Source organism: Kitasatospora sp. NPDC091335 (assembly GCF_044757205.1).
Lineage (GTDB): Bacteria > Actinomycetota > Actinomycetes > Streptomycetales > Streptomycetaceae > Kitasatospora.
In genome coordinates this window covers 128,690-149,451 of record NZ_JBIVUM010000020.1, presented here as the reverse complement: position 1 = coordinate 149,451, position 20,762 = coordinate 128,690, and the positions used below count along the sequence as shown (strand labels likewise).

Here is a 20,762-nt window from a genome sequence, read left to right as displayed (position 1 = left end):
GGGGGCCTGTGGGGGTCCAACGGGGCCGTGCCCCCGGCCGCGGGGCCCGGGCCGGGTACAAGGGCCTACCCCCGCCCCCGCCCGGGGGCGGGGCCGGGGGCCCGCCCGCCTCGTCCTCCCCCACCACACCCGCCGTCCCCCGCGCCGCCCGCACGTCCAACCGCATCGGCCGCCCCAGCCCCACCCTCCCCAGCTCGTCCCGCAGCTGCCGCTGCACCAACGCCGGCTCCGCAGCCCCGGCCAACGAGATCCGGATCCGCCGCCGCCCGACCCGGATCCGCAGCCGGTCGATCCCGTCCAGACCTGCCGCCCGGTCCGTCAGCAGGTGCCCGACACCGGTCCGGTCGATGGCCGCCGTCGTCCCTCCGTACGGCCGCAGTACGAGCCACCTCCGCAGCCCGGGGGCGACGGCCAGCCACAGCAGCCACCCACCGAGCAGGGTCGCCGCCCCGGCCCCCACCAGCACCCAGAGGTCGTCGAGGTGCCGCGTCGCCAGCTCATCCGCGATCTGCGCCCGCCACCTCCGCGCCGGCTGCCCCACCCGCACCGCGACCACGTCGTACAGCAGGGCACCCGCCACCACCAGCACCGCCGTCGCCACCAGCGCGGCCGCGGCCGTACGAGGCGCCCGCAGCCGCCGTACCTTCCCCGACCGACCCCCCGGACCAGCCCCCTGGTCCGCCCCCTCGGTCCCCTTCGCCCCGGAAGCCTCCGTACTCACGACGCGCCCCCTGTCACCAACTTCTCGACCACGACCACCACTTCCGACACCCTGGTCCCGGTCAGCCCCACCACCCGCTCGGCGATCCGCCGCCGCACCGCCCCGGCCAGTGCCGCGATGTCCGACGGAAACGGCAGCTCCACCGTGACCCTGACCGTCACCGTGCTCCCCGGCACGGTCACCGAGACATGCGGCGGCGCCCCCTTCGCCCGCCCGGCGGGCCAGGCCTCGGCCAGCACCTCCCGGACGGCCCGAGCCGCGATCCGGGCGTACACCCGATCAGCCACCCGAAGCCGCCCCCGGCGTCCGGGCACGGAACCCGAAGCCGGACCGGCGACCGAACCGGAAGCCGAAGCCGGAACCGACGCGGGCCCCGCCATCAGCGGCGCCGGTCGCGGCCGCGGAGCAGCTCCCCGAGGTCGCCCAACTCGATGTCGCCCTCCAGCAGGCGCCCGACCACGAAGCCGACCAGTCCGAGCACGGCCACCAACAGGAAGGCCGCGAACCCGCCGAAGTACCCGGCGAAGCCGAGGGCCATGCCCACCACCAGGCCGACGATGGCCAGGTTCATCCGCTACTCCCTCGTCTCCCGCTACCTCGTCCAGCCGGACCCCGGCCCGCCGCCTCCGCCACGGGCCTCACCATCGCGCCGCTACTTGAGCTTCGGCCGCTGACCTGACGTCGCGACCGGTTCCTCTTCCTCCTCGTACTCCGGTTCGTCCGGCAGGTGGACGTCGTTGACCGCGATGTTGACCTCGACGACTTCCAGGCCGGTCATCCGTTCGACCGCGTTGATGATGTTCTCCCTGACCTGCCGGGCCAGTTCGGGAATGACCACGCCGTACTCGACCACCAGGGCGATGTCGATCGCGGACTGCTTCTCGCCGACCTCGGCCTTGATGCCCCGTCCGACGCTGGGCTTGCCGCCGGGCACCCGGTCCCGCATCGCGCCGAAGGTGCGGGCGAGCCCGGAGCCGAGCGCATGGATGCCGGTGACCTCACGGGCCGCCATCCCGGCGATCTTCTCCACCACACCGACGGCCAGCGCCGTACGGCCGCGTTCCTCCACCGGCTTGGCGCCGCCCCCGGCGCCGGGCGGCGAACCGGGGGGCGGACCGCTGCCGGCGTGCTTGTGCATGGTCGCGGGCGTCGGAGTGTCAGGCATGGGCACATCTCCCGTCGTACGGCTCCAGCTATATCGCAAACCTCCCCAACTCTGGCATTCCGCCGCGTCCCCCGCCCGCCGAGCGGCGCCAACCCGACGCCCGTCCGGCCGTACGCGGACCCCCACGGCCGTACGACCCCGCACCCCGACCGGAACGCCCCCGGCGCCGCCGGCGCCCCCGGAAACACCGAAAGGGCCCGCCCCCGGGAGATCCCCCCGGGGGCGGGCCCTGCGTCGGTGCCGTACGGCGGTCAGTCGCCGATGCCGGCGAGCTCCCGCAGCCGACGGGCCTGCGCCGCCCGTTCGGCCGAACGCTGCTCGTCGAAGGAACGCCCGGCGGCCCCCTGCAGCAGGGCCTTGGTCTCGATCACCGCTCCGCGCGGAGCGGCCAGCAGGGCCGCCGCGAGGTCGCGGGCAGCCGCCTCCAGTTCCTCCCCCGACACCGCCAGGTTGGCCAGCCCGATCGCGGCGGCCTCCTCGGCACCCACCCAGCGTCCGGTCGCGCAGATCTCCAGTGCCCGCGCGTAGCCGACGAGTTCGGTGAGCGGCTTGGTGCCCGCCAGGTCCGGTACGAGGCCCAGCGAGGTCTCCTTCATCGCGAACCGGACGTCCTCGGCGACCACCCGCAGGTCGCAGCCGAGGGCGAGCTGGAAGCCCGCTCCGACGGCGTGGCCCTGGACCGCCGCGATGGAGATCAGGTCCGGACGGCGCCACCAGGTGAAGGCCTCCTGGTACGAGGCGATGGCGTCGTCCAGCTCCCCGTCGGCGGAGGCGGCCAGCTGGAGGAAGGTGGGCTCACCCGGGATGCCCTCGGGGGTGAACATGGCCCGGTCCAGCCCCGCCGAGAAGGAGACCCCCTCCGCGCGCAGCAGCACCACCCGGACACTGCCGGGCAGCTCGCGGCCGGCGTCGGCGAGGGCGCGCCAGAGCGCGGGCGACTGGGCGTTGCGCCGCTTGGGCTGACACAGGGTGACAACGGCGAGTTCGCCTTCGATCTCCAGGCGGACGCCGTCCCGCTCCCAGCTCGGGGCCTGCGGGTCGGTGGCGGGGGCGGTCATGCGGGGACCTCCGGTGGCGAGGGACTTGGCTACCGGAGAGTAACAAATCTGGGCGCGCCAGGGCAGGGCCCCGACCCCGGAAAGATCGACAGGGCCACGAAGACCGGCAATGAGTGAAAGGAAAACGAACGGAGAAAAGAAACGGGGGACGGGCGACACCCCGGACATGACGATCGGCGGCCGGTCCACACGACCCGAGGGCGGACGCCCAGCCGACGCTCAGCTGACGTCTCCTCGGTCGGCGCCCTGCCGCCGCGTCATCCAGCCTATGGCTGACGAACCGTCAGGAACCTGCCCCGGCAGTCGCCTTGCTCTTGCCCCGCGTGGCACCGCCACGACCCCGGAGAATGACTCCGGATTCGCTCAACATCCGGTGCACGAAGCCGTACGAACGACCGGTCTCCTCCGCGAGAGCGCGAATGCTCGCCCCGGAGTCGTACTTCTTCTTGAGATCGGCCGCGAGCTTCTCACGCGCGGCACCGGTCACCCGGCTGCCCTTTTTCAGAGTCTCGGCCACCCGTGCCTCCTCGTAGCGTTGCTCGGTCAGATTCCCATGATCACCCATCCACCGCGTCCTGGCCACCCATTCGACAAGGTCGATGTCGGAAATGCGTGGTCCGCCGGTGGTGATCCGAGCGCATCGGGGCGCTCACACAGAGTGTGCGCCCCCAGGTGGAAGTCGCCATTCGCCGAGAAAGAGCTGATCAGCAGCGTCGGCCCGACCACGATCGAGTGGCGGGCCGACGGGAAGTCCTCAAACGGAATCCAGGTCTACTTCATTCCCGGACACGCCGAAAGGACTAGATATTCTCATCCGAAAAGCGGATGTCGCGTCTACTTCCGGTCAGGCGAGGGAGACCAGATCGGCGTAGGCCGGGCTCCAGAGGTCCTCCACCCCGTCCGGCAGCAGGATGATCCGCTCCGGCTGGAGCGCGTCGACCGCGCCCTCGTCGTGGGTGACCAGGACGACCGCCCCGGCGAACTCGCGCAGCGCGCCCAGGATCTCCTCGCGGCTGGCCGGGTCGAGGTTGTTGGTGGGCTCGTCGAGCAGCAGCACGTTGGCGGAGGAGACCACCAGGGTGGCCAGCGCCAGACGGGTCTTCTCGCCGCCGGAGAGCACCCCGGCCGGCTTGTCGACGTCGTCGCCGGAGAACAGGAAGGAGCCGAGGATCTTGCGGATCTGCACCAGGTCGGTGTCCGGGGCGGCCGAGCGCATGTTCTCCAGCACGCTGCGGTCCGGGTCCAGGGTCTCGTGCTCCTGGGCGTAGTAGCCGATCTTCAGGCCGTGGCCGGGGATCACCTCGCCGGTGTCCGACTGCTCCACCCCGGCGAGCATCCGCAGCAGGGTGGTCTTGCCGGCACCGTTCAGGCCGAGGACGACGACCCGCGAACCGCGGTCGATCGCCAGGTCCACGCCCGTGAAGATCTCCAGCGAGCCGTAGGACTTGGAGAGGTCCGCCGCGGTCAGCGGGGTCTTGCCGCAGGGGGCCGGGTCCGGGAAGCGCAGCTTGGCGACCCGGTCGTTCTGGCGCACCTGCTCCAGCCCGGACAGCAGCTTCTCGGCACGGCGGGCCATGTTCTGCGCGGCCACCGTCTTGGTCGCCTTGGCGCGCATCTTGTCGGCCTGGGCGTTGAGGGTCGCGGCCTTCTTCTCGGCGTTGGCCCGCTCGCGCTTGCGGCGCTTCTCGTCGTCCTCGCGCTGCTGCTGGTACTGCTTCCAGCCCATGTTGTAGACGTCGATGGCCGACCGGTTGGCGTCCAGGTAGAAGACCTTGTTGACGACCGTCTCGACCAGGTCGACGTCGTGCGAGATGACGATGAAGCCGCCCTTGTAGGTCTTCAGGAAGTCCCGCAGCCAGGCGATCGAGTCCGCGTCCAGGTGGTTGGTGGGCTCGTCGAGCAGCAGCACGTCGGAGTCCGAGAAGAGGATCCGGGCCAGCTCGACGCGGCGGCGCTGACCACCGGAGAGGGTGTGCAGCGGCTGGGCGAGGATGCGGTCCGGCAGGCCCAGCGCGGCGGCGATGGTGGCGGCCTCGGCCTCGGCGGCGTACCCGCCCTTGGTGAGGAACTCGGTCTCCAGCCGGGCGTACTTCTTCATCGCGTTGTCCTGGGTGGCACCCTTGCCGTTGGCCATCCGGTCCTCGTTCTCGCGCATCTTCCTCAGCACGGTGTCGAGGCCGCGGGCGGACAGGATGCGGTCCTTGGCGAGGACGTCCAGGTCACCGGTGCGCGGGTCCTGCGGGAGGTAGCCGACCTCGCCCGAACGGGTGACGGTACCGGCGGCCGGCAGGCCCTCGCCGGCCAGCACCTTGGTGAGCGTGGTCTTGCCTGCGCCGTTGCGGCCGACCAGGCCGATCCGGTCGCCGGCGGCGACCTTGAAGCTCGCGGACTCGATCAGGATTCGGGCACCGGCACGCAGTTCGAGGGCGTTGGCGGAAATCATGGCTGGGTACTACTCCTGGGACGTGGGCGGGCGGCCGGGTGCGACGGACCCGGGGCCGGTTGACGTGAGGGGGACTTCATCGACGGTCGGCGCGGCCTTCGTGGCGCCGCCGCCCGCTATTGCCCGGAGAAAATAGCCATGGCGGCAAGTCTACCGGGCCCCGCACGGCCCCCGGGGAGTCGCCGGCCAGGGGGTGCCCGCCGCTCCGCGGGCCGTCCCGGCTACTGCGGCTGCGCGGCCGGCCGATCCCCCACGGGGGCGTCGATGGCGTCCGGGGCGGGGGCGGGCGCTCCCGCTCCCGCGCTCGCCGGAGCCTGGGCCTGGGCCGCCGACGGATCCGCGCAGCCGCCCTGCGGACGGACCGCCGCGAACGGGGCGTCCACGCTGCCGCAGGCCGTCTCGGGCGCGGCTGCCCTGGTGTCGAAGACCCTGGGCGGGACGATCGGGCCGTCGGTGATCTCCACCCTGCTGCGGTCCAGGACCTTGACGGTGGCGGTCGGGCCGGTGTTCGTCGTCCAGCCGCTGCTGTCCAGCCGGTAGCCGGTGATGCCGCCGGAGACGGCCTGCCCGCCGCTGTTGGCGCAGGTGCGCGGGACGAGCACGGCGTAGTCGGTGTGGACGGCGCGCAGCGGGTCGTAGACGCAGCTGCCGGACGGCTTGTCGTTGTAGCGCAGGTCGCCGTCGGCGTCGCGCAGGCCCATGGTCAGGTTCGGCGTGACCAGGGCGAGCCAGGGCGAGCCGTCCCGCTGGACGGTGTGCAGCGCGGCCGCGGCCCGCTGCTTGGCGAGCGCCGTGCGCTGGGCGTCGGTCCGCTTGTCGGCGCCGGGCTCGCCGTCGCCGCGCAGCCAGTCGGCCAGGCCGGGCACCGCCCGGTGCCAGCGCACCTCGTGGTCGCCGGGGCGCACCGAGGTGACCAGGCCGTCGTCCCAGACCACGATCGCGTTGTCGCCGGCCATCGCCAGGTGGAGCGCCTCGGCGCCCTCGCGGCGGTAGGACCAGGCCTGCTCGCCGGTCTGCTTGTGGAAGGCCTCCAGGCCGGGGCCCACCCGCAGGTCGAGGTCGGCCGAGCTGAGCGACTCGGAGTTCACCGGCGCCGCCCCCGCGTCGCCGGGTCCCGCCACCCGGTCGCCGAACGGCACCGGCTTGTTCGCGTGCGCCGCCGCTCCGGCCGCAAGGACCAGCATCACCGCCGAGACAGGCAGGATCGAGCGGGGGGTCAGTACACGCAGCGGCTTCCAGGACACCGCCGGAGCGTACCTTTCGCCGGGCCCGCGAGTCAGCCCGGTTCCGCCGCCCGCCCGTCCCGCCCAGCGCGCGCCCGGCACCGTGCGCCCTCCCCGCATGCCCGCCCGCCCACCTGCACCGTCGGGGCTCCGGCCGCTGCGCGGGGCGTGCCGGAGCGGGCCGGACGGGCCCGACCGGACCGTTACAGAGCTGATACATGGCCGCCGGTCGCCGAGCGTTGCGACAGACGGCGTTCGAATGGCGCCCACTTTAGGGTGACATTCGGCTTTTTCGCCCTCCGTCGGCCCTACTGTCGGCGAGCGGGGCGCCACGGTCCGTCCACGCCGAGACCGGGCGCCCCGCTCACGCGACGTCCGGAGGAGAGAGCATGCGAATCGGCCGCCTGACGCTGGCCGCCGCCACCCTGTTGCTGATGGCCACGGCCAGCGTTCCTGCCGGGACGCCGTTCAGCCAGACCGAACGGCACACCCTCTCCTCGGACGCCGTCGAGCCACGCGGCGCGGCCCCCCGCCCCCTGGTCCAGCGACCGGCGCACGAGCCCCCGTTCGGCGCCTTCGTCGGTTCCTGGGACGACTACATCCCGCAGATCGGCCGGTACGCACAGTGGCTGGGCGACGCGAACATGCAGGTCGGCCACACCTATCTGGCGGGCAACGGCTGGAGCGACGTCGAGGGCGAGCCGTTGGTGCTCGGCCTGTGGTCGCAGTGGCGGCAGGCCGACCCGTCCCGGCTGCTGGTGCTCGGCGTGCCGATGCTGGTGCCCAACGAGGCGGACGTCCCGGACGGCGAGGTCGCCAAACTGCTCGCCCAGGGGGCGCGCGGAGACTTCGACGGGCACTTCCTCAAGCTCGCGCGCCGGTTGGTCGCGCTGGGCGGCGCGGACACCGTGCTCACTCTCGGCTGGGAGATGAACGGCACCACGTACACCCACCGCTGCAAGCCCGACCCGTCCGCGTGGAAGGGGTACTGGCGGCGGATCGTCGGGGTGATGCGCTCGGTGCCCGGGCAGCGGTTCCGCTTCGACTTCGCCCCCAGCCGGGGTCTGGACGCCGTCCCGTGGACCAAGTGCTACCCCGGCGACGACGTGGTCGACATCATCGGCATGGACAACTACGACCAGCCCGCCGGGGGCACCTTCGACGACTACGTGCGCGAGCCGTACGGCCTCCAGGACCAGGTGGAGTTCGCCGCCAAGCGCGGCAAGCCGGTCTCGTACCCGGAGTGGGGGCTGTTCCGCAACGGCGACAACCCCGAGTTCGTGCAGCGGATGGTCGACTGGATCCGCACCCACGACACCGCTTACCAGACCGTCACCGACTACTGCCCGCACGGCTTCTTCCAGTGCGACCGCAATCCGCGCTCGGCGGCGAGGTTCAAGCAGCTGATGTCCGGTTCGAAGGGGGCGCCGGAGCCGTCCGGCGTACCGACGGCGCCCACCGCCCCCGTAGCGCCGGGCGTACCCGCGGTGCCGGGCCCGCCCGAGGCGCCCGAGACGCCGGCCGTGCCGACCGCCCCCGCCGTGCCCGGCGGTGCCGCCGCACCGAGCCGGACGGCGAGCCCGTCGGCCCGGCCGGCGACCGGCAAGTCGACGGGCAGGCCGACGCAGGCGGCGCACGCCCGGCACTGAGCGGTCAGCTGCGGCGGCGGGCCAGCAGCGCCTCCTTGAGCCGGGGGAAGCGGGTGCGCAGCTGGTGCGCCGCCGCCTGCCGGGTGCGCACCGCCCCGGCCCGGGCGGCGGCCGCCGGGGCCGCCCCCACCGGGCCGAGCAGCAGCCGCTGGTTGGACAGCCGGTCCGGCCGCCAGCGCTGCTTGTACGGCTCCTGGCCGCGCAGCAGGCCGAGCACCGGGACGCCCGCGCCGACCGTCTCGTCCAGTGCGGCGCTGAACAGCAGCCCGGCGATGTCCAGCCGCTCGCGCAGCACCGGGTGCGCGCCGTACATGTACAGCCCGCCGAAGGACGGGCAGAGCAGCAGCAGGTTCACCGCGACGAGCTGGCCGTCCAGGTGGAACCGGTGGACGGTGGCCTTGCCGGCGGCGACCAGACCGGTGGTGGAATCGGCCAGGTGCCGGGAGAACCGCTCGGTGCGGTGCTCGGGGGTGACACCGCGCGCCTGCCACTGCAGGAAGTGCAGCCGCAGCAGACTCTCCAGGGCCTGCGGCACCTCGGCCGCCGGGGTCGTGCTGACCGTCACCCCGGCCTCGGCGATCTTGCGGAGCTTCACCCGGCTGCGCTGGGCGGTCTTGCCGGGCACCCGCTTGAGCAGTCGCTCCATCGACACGGCCGGCAGGTACTGGCAGAGCGAGTCCTGGTGACGGCGGCGGCTGCCGCGCCAGTGCTGGTACACCCGCTGCACCGCCGCGTCGGGGTGCACCTCGCGCAGCTCCAGCCAGTGCCAGGGGCGGGTGAGCGGGAGGGTGGCGGCGAACTCGGCGGCGGCCCGGTCGGCGAACTCGTCGTCGAGCAGGACGTCGGTGTAGTCGATCAGCCCGCCGCCGAGGCCGGTCAGGCCGCCGAGCGGTCCGCCGCGGCGCAGGAAGGCGCCCGCGCCGACCAGCCGGCCGCCCCGGCGGACCAGCACCACGAGCAGGCTGCCCGGGCGGCCGTAGTGGCGCCACCAGGAGCGCTGCCAGGCGGCGGCCTGGAAGAAGGTGGCGGTCCGACAGCGGGCGGCCAGGTCGTCCCACTCCTCGGCGAGGGTGTCCAGGGCGTCGTCCTCGCGCCGCAGCTCGGTGGTCCAGGACGGCGCGGTCGACTGGGTGGGCAGGCTGCTTCTGCGGGTCTCGGTGCTCATCGGCCGCTCCCGGCCGGGGTCTTGGCCTGGGCGACGGACTGCTGCGGCACTGCGGGCTGCTTCGCCGTCGCGGGCGGCTCCTCGGCGGGGGCCTGCCCCGCGGCCGGGGGCTGCTCCGCCGCGGCGGGTTCGGCAGCGGGCTTCTCGTCGCCCTGGGGGTCGGCCTGGCCGTCGGTCTTCTCGCCCGCCTTCTCGTCGGCCTTCTCGTCGGCCTTCACGCCCGCGGCCCCGGACTTCGTCCTGGCCTTGGTCTTGGCCTCGGCCCCGGCCTTGGGCTCGGCCTCCCTCTCCGGCTTGGCCTCCGTCTTGGTCTCCACCTCGGTCTTGGCCTCGGTCTTGGCCTCGGTCCCCGTCTTGGTCTCCACCTCGGCTTTGGCCTCGGTCTTGGTCTCGGCCTTGGCCTTGGCCTCGTCCTTGGCCTCGGGCGTGACCCCGGCCTTGGGCTCGGACTTGGCCTCGGGCGTGGCCCCGGCCTTGGGCTCGGACTTGGCCTCGGGCGTGGCCCCGGCCTTGGGCTCGGACTTGGCCGGCTCCTCGCCGCGCGGGCGCGGCGGCGTGGGCGACGCGGCCGGCGTGGAGGCGGCGGGGACGCGCGCTGCCGGCGCGGCCTGCGGCGTTCCGGGGCTCGCGGCGGCCTCCGGCGTCCCGGCGCCACCGCGACGGCGGGTCATCATCACCAGCGCGCCCACCAGCAGCCCGGCCGCGCCGCCGACCGCGACGTCCAGCTTCCCCGAGGGCGTGGTCGGCTTGTCCGGCGCGGCGGCCGGGGCCAGCGTCACCAGCCGGACGTTGGTGTCCTTGCTGCTGGAGTTGGCGAAGGTGACCAGCGAGCGGGCCACCGCGTCGGCGGTCCTGGCGGCCTCCTGGGGGCGCTGCCCGGTGCCGGTGATCTCGATCATCGGGGCGTCCGGGGAGGTCGTCCCGTGCACCAGCGACGCCAGCTGGGACCGGGTGTGGCCGGTCTCGGCGGCCGCCACCGCGAGTACCTGCGGCTGACCGGCCAGCCGGCCGTACGCCTGGGCGAAGTTGGTCGCGAGCGCGGCCTCCCCGGGGATCTGCGCGACCACGAGGACGTAGGCGTTGGCGGCGTACGACGGGTGCGCCGCGACGGCGTACCCGGCGCCGGCCGCGGCGCCCAGCGGAACCGCGAGCACCACCGGCCACCAGCGGCGGACCAGGCGGCGGGCGCTTCGGCGCGGTGTGGTCATGGGTTGGCTCCTTGGGTCTGGTACGGCGTTCCGGCGGTGGCGGGCGGTCAGCCGCGGGCCAGCCGGTCGTAGAGGGCGCCCAGGTCGGCGGCGACCCGGGCGATGTCGTAGTGGCCGACGGCCGGGGGGTGCGGCAGCGGGTCGGCGGTGTGTTCGCTGAGCGGCCGCAGGTCGCGCAGCGCGGCGGCGTAGGCGGCGGGCTCGGAGGGGACGCGGCGGGCCTGCGGGGCGGCGCTGGGCGGCAGTTCGTCGAGCGCCGGGCACGCGCTGTGCCGTACCGGCAGCCCGGCCGCGAGACCCTCCAGGACGCCGAGGCCGAAGGTCTCCGCGGTGGAGGGGGCGGCCAGCACGTCGATGGCGGCCAGCAGTTCGGGCACGTCGTCGCGCTCGCCGGTGAGCACCAGCCGCTCCCGCACGCCGAGTTCGCCGGCCCTGCGCTCCAGCGCGGCGCGCTCGGGGCCCTCGCCGACCAGCACCAGCCGGGTGCCCGGGTCGAGGTCGGCGAGCGCCTCGACCAGCACGTCGAAGCGCTTGCCCGGGACCAGTCGGCCCACCCCGCCGACCACCCAGCTTCCGTGCGGCAGGCCGAGTTCGGCCCGCAGCCGGCGGCGTACGGCGGCCCGCTCGGCGGGCGGGAGGCGGTAGCGGGAGGTGTCGACGCCGTTCGGGATCAGCTCGATCCTGGCCGGCGGGACGCCCCAGGAGCGCAGCGTCTGGGCGACCTGGCGGGAGACCGCGACGGTGGTGCTGCCGAGCCGCTCGGCCGCCAGGTAGAGGCCCTTGACGCCGCGGGTGACCGGGCGGCCCTCGATCTCCCCGGCGTGCAGCGAGTGCTCGGTGGAGACCACCGCGCGCACCCCGGCCAGCCGCGCGGCCGACCGGCCGTACACCTGTGCCCGGTAGAGGTGGGTGTGCACCAGGTCGTAGTGGCCGGCCCGGACCAGCCGGACCAGCCGGGGCAGTGCGCCCAGGTCCCGGTTGCCGCGCATGCCGAGGTGGTGGACGGTGACGCCGTCGGCGCGCAGCGCGGCGGCGACCGTGCCGGGGTTGGTCAGGGCGAGCACCTCGCACTGCTGGTGCGCCGGCAGGTGCCGCAGCAGCAGGTGGAGTTGCCGCTCGGCGCCGCCGGCGGCCAGGCCCGTGACGATGTGCAGCACTCTCACGGCCGGCGCTCCCGACGGCCTCGGCGCAGCTCGGTGACAGCGTCGCGCAGCCGGTGCCGGCCCTGTTTGGCGCGCAGCCGCCAGGCGCCGTCGCGGTCGCCGACGTAGCAGCGGGGCAGGGCGAAGCGGCCGGTGAGCGGGGAGTGCGCGATGGCGCAGGCGTAGTCGTACCCGGCGTCGCGCACGGCCAGGGCGGCGGGGAGGTCGACGGCGCCGTACGGGTAGCAGAAGCCGGTGACGGGGCCGCCGACGGCCTCCTCCAGCAGGCGCCGGCTCTCCCCGGCCTGGGTGGCGAGGGCCTCGGCCGGCAGTCCGGGCAGTGCCTCGTGGCCGAGGCCGTGCGAGCCGATCTCCCAGCCGGCGTCGGCGAGTTCGGTGACCTCCCGGACGGTGAGCAGCTTCTTGCGCGGCCCTTCGGCGTCCCAGTCGTTGTCCCGGCCGAGCAGGTCGGCGACCACGTACGCGGTGGCGGTGAAGCCGTACGCCTGGAGGATCGGCACCGCGTACCGGGCGAAGTCGGCGTAGCCGTCGTCGAAGGTCAGGCCGACCAGCCCGTCGTCCCGGCCGAGGGCGCGGGCCCTCATCAGTTCGCGGACCGAGACGCCGTGCCGGCCGCTCCGGTGCAGCCAGGCGATCTGTTCGGCGAACCGCTCGGGGCTGACGGTGAGCCGGTAGGGGTCCTCCTTCTCGACCGCCACCGAGTGGTACATCAGGATCCACGGTGAGGCGGCGCCCGGGATCGGCGGTTCGTCGGCCGGGCGGCGGTCCCTGGGCGGTCGTGCCCGGTGCGGTGGTGCGTTGCCGACGCTCGCCCGGGCCGAACGGACGGTTCCCCGTTCATTGTCCATGGGGACGCTTCCCTTCTTCGGCGACGGTTGGCGGGTTGCGGACGGGCCTCAGGGCCCGGGTGACGGCGAGGACCGGGCCGCGCACCTCGCGGGCGCCGAACCCGGTGCCGAGGGCGGCGAAGGCCAGCGCGACGACGAGGCCTCCGAGGAGGGTCGAGAACAGGGGGTCGGCGGCCAGTCCGGCGGCGGCGGTGCCGAGCACGGTGGCGCCGCCGGCGGCGGCCACCAGCCGTCCGTGGCCGCCGAGCACCAGGCGCAGCCGCAGCGGGATGCCGCGCAGCACCAGGCCGTGCAGCAGCAGGGCGGCGGCGGCGGTGATGCCGGCCGCGTTGCCGGCGGCGAGCCCGAGGGCGCCGAAGCCCGGTGTGGCGAGCAGGCCGGTGGTGACGGTGACGCCGAGGCCGAGCACCATCGCGGCGGCCGGGTACCAGTCCAGCAGCCGGCGGCGGCCGTCCTCGGGGCCCGGGTCGTCGGCCCTGCGGACCACCGGGCACAGCGAGAAGTACGGTCGGATCATCACGCCGATCAGCGCCTGGGCGGGCAGGCCGACGCTGTACACCCGGATGACGTCGGCGGTGGCGGCGGTGTCGTGCGGGCCGAAGGCGCCGCGCTCGAAGAGCAGCGAGACCACCGAGGGGGCGCAGGCCATCAGGAAGGCGGTGCCGAACAGGACGACGGCGGCCGCCTGGCCGAGGTCCTTCTCCACCCGGTCACGGGCGGCGGTGAGGTCCCCGGCGGCGAGCGCCCGGGCGACCAGCGGGAAGGTGACGGTGCAGATCAGGATGCCCGCCGTCATGGCGAGCTGGGAGACCTTGGCGGCGTAGTTGAGGTGCGAGATGGTGCCGGGGGGCAGCGCCGAGCCTAGGTAGCGCTCGACGAACACCTGGGACTGCCGGGTGAGGGTGAAGGCCGCCACCGGCAGCAGCGCGAGCGGCATCAGCACCAGGGCCCGGCGCGAGCGGCGGCCGCGGCCGGTGCCCTGCCCGCCCGGAGTGCCCTGGCGCAGCCGGCGCAGGAACGGGCCGACCAGCAGACCGGCCATCAGCAGGCTGCCGGCCGCGACGCCGAGGGCGGCGGAGCGCACCCCGAGGAAGGAGTGCAGGCCGAGCAGGACGGCGAGGATGCCGAGGTTGTACGCGACGTAGATGCCGGCCGGGGCGGTGAAGCGGTGGTGGGCGCGCAGCGCGGCGGCCAGGTAGCCGGCCATGCCGAAGGGCAGCACGGTGATCGCGGTGATCCGGGTGCAGGTGACGGCCAGTCCTGGGTCGGTGAGGCCGGGGGCGAGCAGTGCGACCAGTCCGGGGGCGCCGAGGGCGGCGGCCAGGGCGAGGCCGCTGAGCGCGATCAGCAGCCAGGGCAGGGTGGCGCGGACCAGTTGGCGGACCGGGTCGGGGGCGTCCGGGTCCTCCTCGCGCAGCACCAGGGCGAGGGCGAAGGCGGGCACCATGAGGAAGGACATGGCGTCCTCGATCAGCAGCGGTGCGGCGGTCTCGGGGACGGTCCAGGCGACCAGGAAGGCGTCGGTGCCCTGGTTGGCGCCGAAGTAGCGGGCCAGCAGGAGGTCGCGCAGCAGGCCGAGGCCGGAGCCGGCGGCGCTGAGCACGGCGGTGATGCCGAAGGCCTTGGCGAGGAAGCCGCGCCGGGGGGGCTGCTGGGGCGCGGCGGCCGGGCCCTCCCCGGGGGCCGCGTTGCCGCGGGGGGCCGGGAGGCCGGTGGCGAGGGGGGCCGGCGGCTGGTCGGTGGTCACCGGGCAGCCTCCACGGTGGCCCGCTCTCCGCCGGGTGGCCCGGGGTGGGGCTCCCCTGCGGCGGCGCGGGCGGCGAGGCCGAGGACGACGGAGGTCAGCACGGTGGTGGTGCCGCCGATGTCGGCGTACAGGAAGTCGATCAGCACCCAGGAGAGCAGGGCGAGCGCGGCGAGCCCGGGGCCGCGACGGTGGCGCAGGCAGCCGAGCAGGAGGGTGAGGAAGAGCGCGGCGTAGGCGCTGATGCCGATCAGGCCCTGCTCGCTGAGCACCAGGAGGTACATGTTGTGCGGGGAGAGCAGCGGCTCGCGCTGGAAGCCGATGGTGGCGTCGGCGGCGTCGCTGCCGGAGGACAGCCGCAACGGGGCGTGGCTGTCGCGCAGTTGCTGGAAGGCCTTGGGCCCGGCGCCGTGCACGGGGTGGTCCTGCCAGATCCGGCCGGCCGTGGCCCACAGGTCGTAGCGGTCGGAGACCGACTGGTCGGGGGCGGCGGAGACGGAGCCGATCGAGCTGAGCCGCTTGGTGACGCCGGAGCCGCCGAGGCCGAGGCCGCCGACCAGGACGACCGCGGCGGCCAGGCCGAGGACGGCGCCGCGCACCAGCAGCCGGGCGTCGGCGCGCAGCAGCAGCACGGTGGCGGCGAGGCCGGTGGCGATCCAGCTGCCGCGGCTGAAGGAGACGGCCAGCGGGAAGGCGAGGAAGGCGGCGGCGGCGAACATCGCGCGGCGCAGCCGGACGTCGCCGCCCGGCCCTCGCTCGCCGAGGGCCAGGGCGAGGGCGGCGAGCAGCCCGTAGCTGACCACGCTGGACATCGCCATGATGTCGAGCGCGCCGAAGGTGCCGACGGCCCTGATCGGCTGGCCGGTGTAGGAGGCGCCGGTGTGGGTGAGGTACTGCTTCGCGCCGACCACGCCCTGGACCAGCGCGGCGAGCACGAAGGAGCCGAGGACCAGGCGCTGGTCGGTGCGGTCGCGCAGTGAGCAGAGCACCGCGGCCGGGACCAGGACGAACACCTGGGTGAGCCGGACGAAGCCGGTGACGCCGGCGGCGGGGTCGATCGAGCCGACGGTGGCGACGGCGGCGGCGACCACGACGGCGCCGAACAGCGCGCAGGTGGTGCGGTCGATCGCGGGCAGCCGTCCGCGCAGCAGGTTGAGCGCGGTGAGGGCGACCAGGGCCAGCGAGGCGAGGTCGGCGGCGGTGACGTGGACGGCGGCGGCGACGTCCTTCTCTCCGGTGGGCACGCAGACCAGCAGGACGGTGACCGCTGCCAGGCCACTGGTGCGGTCCGCGACCGCCGGGAGGGCCTTCCGTAAGACCGGGCGGGGGAAGGCGGGGAGGGTCAGGGCCACGCGGGGTCAGCTCCCGTCCGGGTGGAGCATCACGGCCGCGGTCCGGCACAGGATCTTGACGTCCTGCCAGAGGCTCCAGCTCTCGATGTAGCGGTTGTCGAACCTGGCCCGGTCCTCGATGGAGGTGTCCCCGCGCAGGCCGTTGACCTGGGCCAGGCCGGTGAGGCCGACCGGCACCCGGTGGCGGTCGGCGTACTCGGGGTGGGCCTGGCCGAACCGCATGACGAAGTACGGGCGTTCGGGGCGCGGGCCGACCAGGCTCATGTCGCCGCGCAGGATGTTCCACAGCTGCGGCAGCTCGTCCAGCGAGCTCTTGCGCAGCAGCCTGCCGACGGTGCCCATCCGGTGGTCCTGGGAGATGTTCCAGCGGGTGGCGGACTCGTGCTCGTTGCTCGGGCGCAGGGTGCGGAACTTGAGGACGGTGAAGACCCGGCCGTCCAGGCCGGTGCGCTGCTGGCGGAAGAGCACGCCGGGGCCGGTGTCGAAGCGGACGGCGAGGGCGCAGAGCACCAGGACGGGGGCGAGCAGCAGCAGGCCGGTGGCGGCGGCGGTGACGTCCAGGGCGCGCTTGACGGCCCAGCCGGGGCGGCGCGTCGCCGGGCGGCCGACCCGCAGACAGGGGAAGCCCCACAGGTGGTCGCCGCCGGTGACCGGGGTGGTGGGCAGCGAGCCGTACTCGCGCAGTGCGGGGACCAGCCAGACCTGGCAGCCGAGCCGGGCGGCGTCGCGCAGGGTGGCGGCGGTCTCGGCCTCGTCGGCGGCGCCGGCGGTGGCGATGACGTGCTGGACGCGGTGCCGGCGCACCTCGCGTTCCAGTACCTCGCGGCCGCCGAGCACGGGCAGGTCGGTGCCGCCGGGCAGCAGCGGCGGGTCGGCGTCGAGGAAGCCGACCGGGCGCATCCCGTACTCGCGGTGCTCGGACAGCGCGGTGGCGACCCGGCGGCCGAGCCGTCCGGCGCCGAGCACCAGGACGGGGCTGGGGTGGTTGCGGCGGAGCCGCCGGACCAGGTGGTAGAGGACGGCGCGGCCGGCGGCGGCGATCAGCAGCTGGGCGCCGAGCAGGGCGGTGAGCCGGGCGGGGCCGGCCGGGCCGCAGTCGGGCCAGTGGTCGCCGAGGCAGCTGGACAGGGTGACGGCGAAGGCGGTCGCGACCACGGCCCGGGCGGCCAGCGCGGGCAGTTCGTCCAGGACGGAGAGGCTGAGCCGGGAGCGGTAGAGGCCACCGGCCAGGTTGAGCAGGAGCAGCAGGGGCAGGAGGGCGGGGACGCCGAGCAGGGGGTCGAGCGGGGCGGCCGGGTCGACGGCCCGGTTGGCGATGCCGCCGGCGGAGCAGAGCGCGATGACGTCGGCCTGGACCAGGGCGAGCGACAGGGCCAGCCGGGAGCGGACCGCCCCGCGGGGCCGGCGGGGCGGCGTGACCGCCCGGGGGTACGTCGTCCCCGCCGGGCGGTCGAGCAGCCCCGTGCCGGGCCGGCGGGGGCCGGACAGGGGTCCACCCGCTCGCGGCACACTGTCGTGGTCAATGGTCATCAGCGCACGATCTCCCCTGCGGTGTGCCCGGGGTGACGGCGCCCCGGCACCGGCTGGCGCGGGGCGGCCGTCCCGGCCCGGTGGGCGCGGTCCTGACAGCACCTGCTGCCGCTGACGGCTTTCGGGCGTCCGGTGGCGGGGCCGATCGCGAATGGACCGATCACACAGGGACCGATCCCGAATGGAACGATCGCGAATGGGCCGGTCACGAAGGAATCGGTCACAACGGGCTCAGCCGAGAATTCCCGGCAAGAAATCCGAGCGAAGCAGGCAAAATCCGACAATACAGAACCAGGCCGTACAGTCCGGAAGTTGACTTGCCGTTTCATTCCAGCCGCCCATTAATAGGTATTTCGGATTTGACGCCTCGCCCCCGCGTCCGGTCGGGGGTGCGAATACGACAGCGCCGGAAACGGCGGGCATTCACGGCATGTGAAACGATCAGATCCGCTCTGGGACACGGGCCCGGCGCCGCCCCGCCGCCGGGCCGGCGCCCAGCAGGTGGCGGTAGAGGACGTCCACCTGTTCGACCACGGTCCGCACGTCGTGCCGGCCCGCCACGTGTTCGCGCAGCCGGGCACCACGCCGCTCACATTCGATCGGATCGGACAACGCGTCCCCCATTCGGGTGGCAAGCGCCCGTACGTCCTCGGGCGGGACCACCGCGTGCCCGAGCTCGGACGGCGGCAGGCACTCCCGGGCGCCGGACACGTCCGTCAGCAGCACCGGACGGGCGGCCGCCATCGCCTCCAGCGGGGCCAGCGCCATCCCCTCCCAGCGCGAGGGCAGCACCACCAGGTCGGCCGCCGCCAGCCACGGGCGCGGGTCCGGCACGTCCCCGACCAGCCGGATCCTGGCGGGCTCGGCGGTCCCCCGGACCAGCTCGGCCACCCGCTGCTCCTCGGGGCCGCCGCCGACCAGCGCCAGCCTGGCCCGCGGCACCCGGCGCAGCACCTCGGGCCAGGCGGCCAGCAGCACGTCCTGGCCCTTCTGCCGGCACAGCCGTCCGACGCACACCGCGAGCGGGGCGTCCAGGTCCAGGCCGAGCGCGATCCTGGCGGCGCGGCGGTCGGCGGGTGCGTAGTGGCGCACGTCCACACCGTTGGGCACCACCGCCCAGTCGGCGTGCAACCCCGCGGCCACGCCGTCGGCCCGCTCCTGGACGCTGACGCACAGCAGCCGGTGCGACCAGCGGGTGGCGAAGCGCTCCCAGCGCAGGGTGGCGGCGGCCAGCGAGCCGTCCACGGCGGCGAAGGACCAGGCGTGCGGCTGGAAGACGGTCGGCACCGCGCCGCGCACCGCGAGCCGGCCGGCCAGCCCGGCCTTGGCGCTGTGCAGGTGGACCACGTCGGGCCCGGCCGCCCGGACGATCCGGCGCAGCCGCCAGGCCTCGGCGGCCGTGCCGGGGCCCGGGGAGCGCCGGGCAGGCCAGTCCTGGACCAGCGCGCCCACCGCGGCGGCCTCCTCGGCCAGCCGCCCGCCGCGCGGGCAGGCGACCAGCACCCGGTGGCCGGCCTCCCGTTGGCCCCGGACCAGATCGGCGACGACGCGGGCGACCCCGCCGTCCACCGGTTGCGAAATGTGAAGGATCGTCATATGCACGGCGGCGAGCCTAGGGTGGCTCCCCCGTGCCGGGCGGCCCCCGTCACCCGCAGGTGGCGGTTCGGCCACCCGTACGGCTTTCGGCTCGTACGGGTGGCCGAGCTGCCCGAATCATCGAGCGATTCGATCGCCCTGACGGATTTACCCGCGTGAATCGCGCGGGCGGGGATTCCGTTGCCCGACGAGGCCCGCCGGAAGCCGGTGGCCCCGGCGGGCCTCGGTGAAACTCAGCGGGCCTCGGCAGGCCTCAACGGGCCGCATAGGCCTCAATGGGCCTCATCGGGCTCCCGCCGGCCTCAGCGGACTTCGTCGGCGAGGTTGGCCAGCACCTCGTCGTGGATCCGGTTGAGGCCCTTCGGGGCGAAGGTCCGCTCGAAGAAGCCGCCGATGCCGGTCGCGCCCTGCCAGGTGGCGGTCACGGTGACCTTGGCGCGGCCCTCGCCGACGGCGGCGACGGTCCAGGTGATCACCATGCTGGAGTTGGCGTCCTTCTCCACCAGGCAGTCGGGCTGGGGCGCCGAGACGGTGAAGAGGCAGTCGCGCACCCGCTTCTCGGTGGCCTGGAGCTTCCAGTGCACCTGGGTGCCGGCGCCGGTGCCGCCGACCCGCACCTCGTACTCGCTGTACTGCGCGGGCAGCAGCTTCGGGCGGGTCACCTGGTAGTCGGCCAGCGCCTCGTACACCCGCTCGGGCGCGGCGTCGTAGACCCGCTCGGTGGTGGCCTGCACCTGTCCCATGACCTTGCTCTCCTCGTGTGGTGGGTACGGTCTGTCCGGCAAGCCAATCACAGGGTCGCGCCCGCGACGCGGCGGGATAGGGTGGCCGGTGTGCTCGATCTGGTGACTGCTGTGCGCTACGTCGACCCGCTGCGGGCCGGCGGCTCCGTCCCCGGCGTGGTGGAGACCGACGACCTGGGCACGTACGTGGTCAAGTTCACCGGGGCCGCGCAGGGCCGCAAGGCGCTGATCGCCGAGGTGATCGTGGGCGAGCTGGCCCGGCGGCTGGGGCTGCGGGTGCCGGAGCTGCGGCTGGTCGACTTCGACCCGGCCGTCGCCGCGGACGAGCCGGACGCCGAGATCCAGGACATGCTCAAGGCCAGCTCCGGCCTCAACCTCGGGATGGACCTGCTGCCCGGAGCCCGCGACTTCCGGCCGGGGATGATCGCGGTCGACCCGGCCGAGGCCGGCCGGGTGGTCTGGCTGGACGCCCTGACCGGCAACGTCGACCGCACCGTGCACAACCCCAACCTGGTGGTCTGGCACGGGCGGCTCTGGCTGATCGACAACGGCGCCGCGCTGATCTTCCACCACCGCTGGGCGGGCGCCGGGGCGGCGGTCGGCAAGCGGTACGACCTCAGCGCGCACGCGCTCGGCGGCTCGGCCCCGGACGTCCGGCTGGCCGACGAGGAACTCGGGCCGCTGGTCACCGTGCCACTGCTGGAGGAGGTGCTGGCGCTGGTCCCGGACGAGTGGCTGGCCGACGAGCCGGGCTTCGACTCGGCGGACGCCGTCCGGCACGCCTACGTCGCCCACCTGGCCGCCAGGGTGGTGCTCTCCGGACAGTGGCTGCCGGAGGGCTTCGCCACACCCGAGCAGCTGCGCGAGGCGGAGCGGCGCCAGGCGGCCAGGACCCGGGCCGGGCGGCCCGCCTGGCTACAGGAGGTGCCGGACCTGCACGGCAAGCCGTCGGTGGAGACGGTCTGGGAGAACCACGTCGACGAGGGCTGACCGGGCCGGGCGGCCGTGGCCTCCCGGACGGTGGTGCTCCGGCATGTGGGCATCCCGGTGTGTCGGCATCCCGGTGTCCGTACGCCGGTGGGCTCCGGTGGGCTCCGGTGGGCTCCGGTGGGCTCCGGTGAGCGAACGCGGCCGGGGAGCGGGACCTTGTGGTC

The 20,762-nt window shown here is 74.6% G+C and carries 19 protein-coding genes; 2 read left to right on the top strand and 17 right to left on the bottom strand.

Annotation, left to right across the window (positions count from 1 at the left end; genetic code table 11):
- From ACIQOW_RS33150 to ACIQOW_RS33115, 8 genes are all read right to left on the bottom strand, one after another.
- A partial coding sequence (locus ACIQOW_RS33150; protein WP_401091245.1) for a DUF6286 domain-containing protein occupies nt 1–601 on the bottom strand: 601 nt, incomplete at its 3' end.
- Between the two features lie 116 nt (nt 602–717).
- On the bottom strand, nt 718–1,008 hold the full coding sequence (locus ACIQOW_RS33145; RefSeq protein ID WP_401091243.1) for a hypothetical protein: 291 nt from the start codon (nt 1,006–1,008) through the stop codon (nt 718–720).
- A gap of 92 nt (nt 1,009–1,100) precedes the next feature.
- Nucleotides 1,101–1,292: a hypothetical protein gene (locus ACIQOW_RS33140; protein ID WP_188300456.1), complete on the bottom strand. Its 192-nt coding sequence runs from the start codon at nt 1,290–1,292 to the stop codon at nt 1,101–1,103.
- 81 nt (nt 1,293–1,373) lie between these two features.
- Nucleotides 1,374–1,886, bottom strand: a complete 513-nt coding sequence (locus ACIQOW_RS33135) for an Asp23/Gls24 family envelope stress response protein (protein WP_401091241.1) — start codon at nt 1,884–1,886, stop codon at nt 1,374–1,376.
- 251 nt (nt 1,887–2,137) lie between these two features.
- On the bottom strand, nt 2,138–2,944 hold the full coding sequence (locus ACIQOW_RS33130; RefSeq protein ID WP_401091239.1) for an enoyl-CoA hydratase/isomerase family protein: 807 nt from the start codon (nt 2,942–2,944) through the stop codon (nt 2,138–2,140).
- Nucleotides 2,945–3,227: 283 nt separating this feature from the next.
- Nucleotides 3,228–3,461, bottom strand: coding sequence for a helix-turn-helix domain-containing protein (locus ACIQOW_RS33125; RefSeq protein ID WP_188300454.1), 234 nt, complete (start codon nt 3,459–3,461; stop codon nt 3,228–3,230).
- Between the two features lie 327 nt (nt 3,462–3,788).
- Nucleotides 3,789–5,387 (bottom strand): ABC-F family ATP-binding cassette domain-containing protein, encoded by a 1,599-nt coding sequence (locus tag ACIQOW_RS33120; RefSeq protein WP_401091237.1) that lies wholly within the window; start codon nt 5,385–5,387, stop codon nt 3,789–3,791.
- Nucleotides 5,388–5,608: 221 nt separating this feature from the next.
- Entirely contained in the window at nt 5,609–6,631 is a 1,023-nt protein-coding gene (locus ACIQOW_RS33115; RefSeq protein WP_401091235.1) for a hypothetical protein, read from the bottom strand.
- A 368-nt stretch (nt 6,632–6,999) separates the two neighbouring features.
- Here ACIQOW_RS33115 and ACIQOW_RS33110 point away from each other — a divergent pair, with 368 nt between their 5' ends.
- The gene (locus ACIQOW_RS33110) at nt 7,000–8,259 is read left to right on the top strand and encodes a glycoside hydrolase family 26 protein (protein WP_401091233.1); all 1,260 of its coding nucleotides are present in this window, start codon (nt 7,000–7,002) and stop codon (nt 8,257–8,259) included.
- 4 nt (nt 8,260–8,263) lie between these two features.
- Here ACIQOW_RS33110 and ACIQOW_RS33105 read toward each other — a convergent pair whose 3' ends face one another.
- From ACIQOW_RS33105 to ACIQOW_RS33065, 9 genes are all read right to left on the bottom strand, one after another.
- On the bottom strand, nt 8,264–9,424 hold the full coding sequence (locus ACIQOW_RS33105) for a GNAT family N-acetyltransferase (RefSeq protein ID WP_401091231.1): 1,161 nt from the start codon (nt 9,422–9,424) through the stop codon (nt 8,264–8,266).
- Nucleotides 9,421–10,632: a hypothetical protein gene (locus tag ACIQOW_RS33100; protein ID WP_401091229.1), complete on the bottom strand. Its 1,212-nt coding sequence runs from the start codon at nt 10,630–10,632 to the stop codon at nt 9,421–9,423. The genes ACIQOW_RS33105 and ACIQOW_RS33100 overlap by 4 nt, the downstream gene beginning before the upstream one ends.
- 47 nt (nt 10,633–10,679) lie before the next feature.
- Entirely contained in the window at nt 10,680–11,795 is a 1,116-nt protein-coding gene (locus tag ACIQOW_RS33095) for a glycosyltransferase (RefSeq protein ID WP_401091227.1), read from the bottom strand.
- The gene (locus tag ACIQOW_RS33090; RefSeq protein WP_401091225.1) at nt 11,792–12,643 is read right to left on the bottom strand and encodes a polysaccharide deacetylase family protein; all 852 of its coding nucleotides are present in this window, start codon (nt 12,641–12,643) and stop codon (nt 11,792–11,794) included. The genes ACIQOW_RS33095 and ACIQOW_RS33090 overlap by 4 nt, the downstream gene beginning before the upstream one ends.
- A complete protein-coding gene (locus tag ACIQOW_RS33085; protein ID WP_401091224.1) occupies nt 12,633–14,390 on the bottom strand; it encodes a lipid II flippase MurJ in 1,758 nt (585 codons plus the stop codon). Before ACIQOW_RS33085 ends, ACIQOW_RS33090 begins: the two co-directional genes overlap by 11 nt.
- On the bottom strand, nt 14,387–15,739 hold the full coding sequence (locus ACIQOW_RS33080) for an O-antigen ligase family protein (protein ID WP_401091222.1): 1,353 nt from the start codon (nt 15,737–15,739) through the stop codon (nt 14,387–14,389). Before ACIQOW_RS33080 ends, ACIQOW_RS33085 begins: the two co-directional genes overlap by 4 nt.
- 6 nt (nt 15,740–15,745) lie before the next feature.
- Nucleotides 15,746–17,269, bottom strand: a complete 1,524-nt coding sequence (locus ACIQOW_RS33075; protein ID WP_401091220.1) for a sugar transferase — start codon at nt 17,267–17,269, stop codon at nt 15,746–15,748.
- 441 nt (nt 17,270–17,710) lie between these two features.
- Nucleotides 17,711–18,865 carry a glycosyltransferase gene (locus ACIQOW_RS33070; RefSeq protein ID WP_401091218.1) on the bottom strand — a complete coding sequence of 385 codons (1,155 nt, stop codon included), beginning with the start codon at nt 18,863–18,865 and terminating at the stop codon, nt 17,711–17,713.
- Nucleotides 18,866–19,167: 302 nt separating this feature from the next.
- Nucleotides 19,168–19,608: an SRPBCC family protein gene (locus ACIQOW_RS33065; protein ID WP_401091216.1), complete on the bottom strand. Its 441-nt coding sequence runs from the start codon at nt 19,606–19,608 to the stop codon at nt 19,168–19,170.
- Nucleotides 19,609–19,698: 90 nt separating this feature from the next.
- Here ACIQOW_RS33065 and ACIQOW_RS33060 point away from each other — a divergent pair, with 90 nt between their 5' ends.
- Nucleotides 19,699–20,598: a HipA family kinase gene (locus ACIQOW_RS33060; RefSeq protein WP_401091214.1), complete on the top strand. Its 900-nt coding sequence runs from the start codon at nt 19,699–19,701 to the stop codon at nt 20,596–20,598.
- The last annotated feature ends 164 nt before the right edge of the window (nt 20,599–20,762 follow it).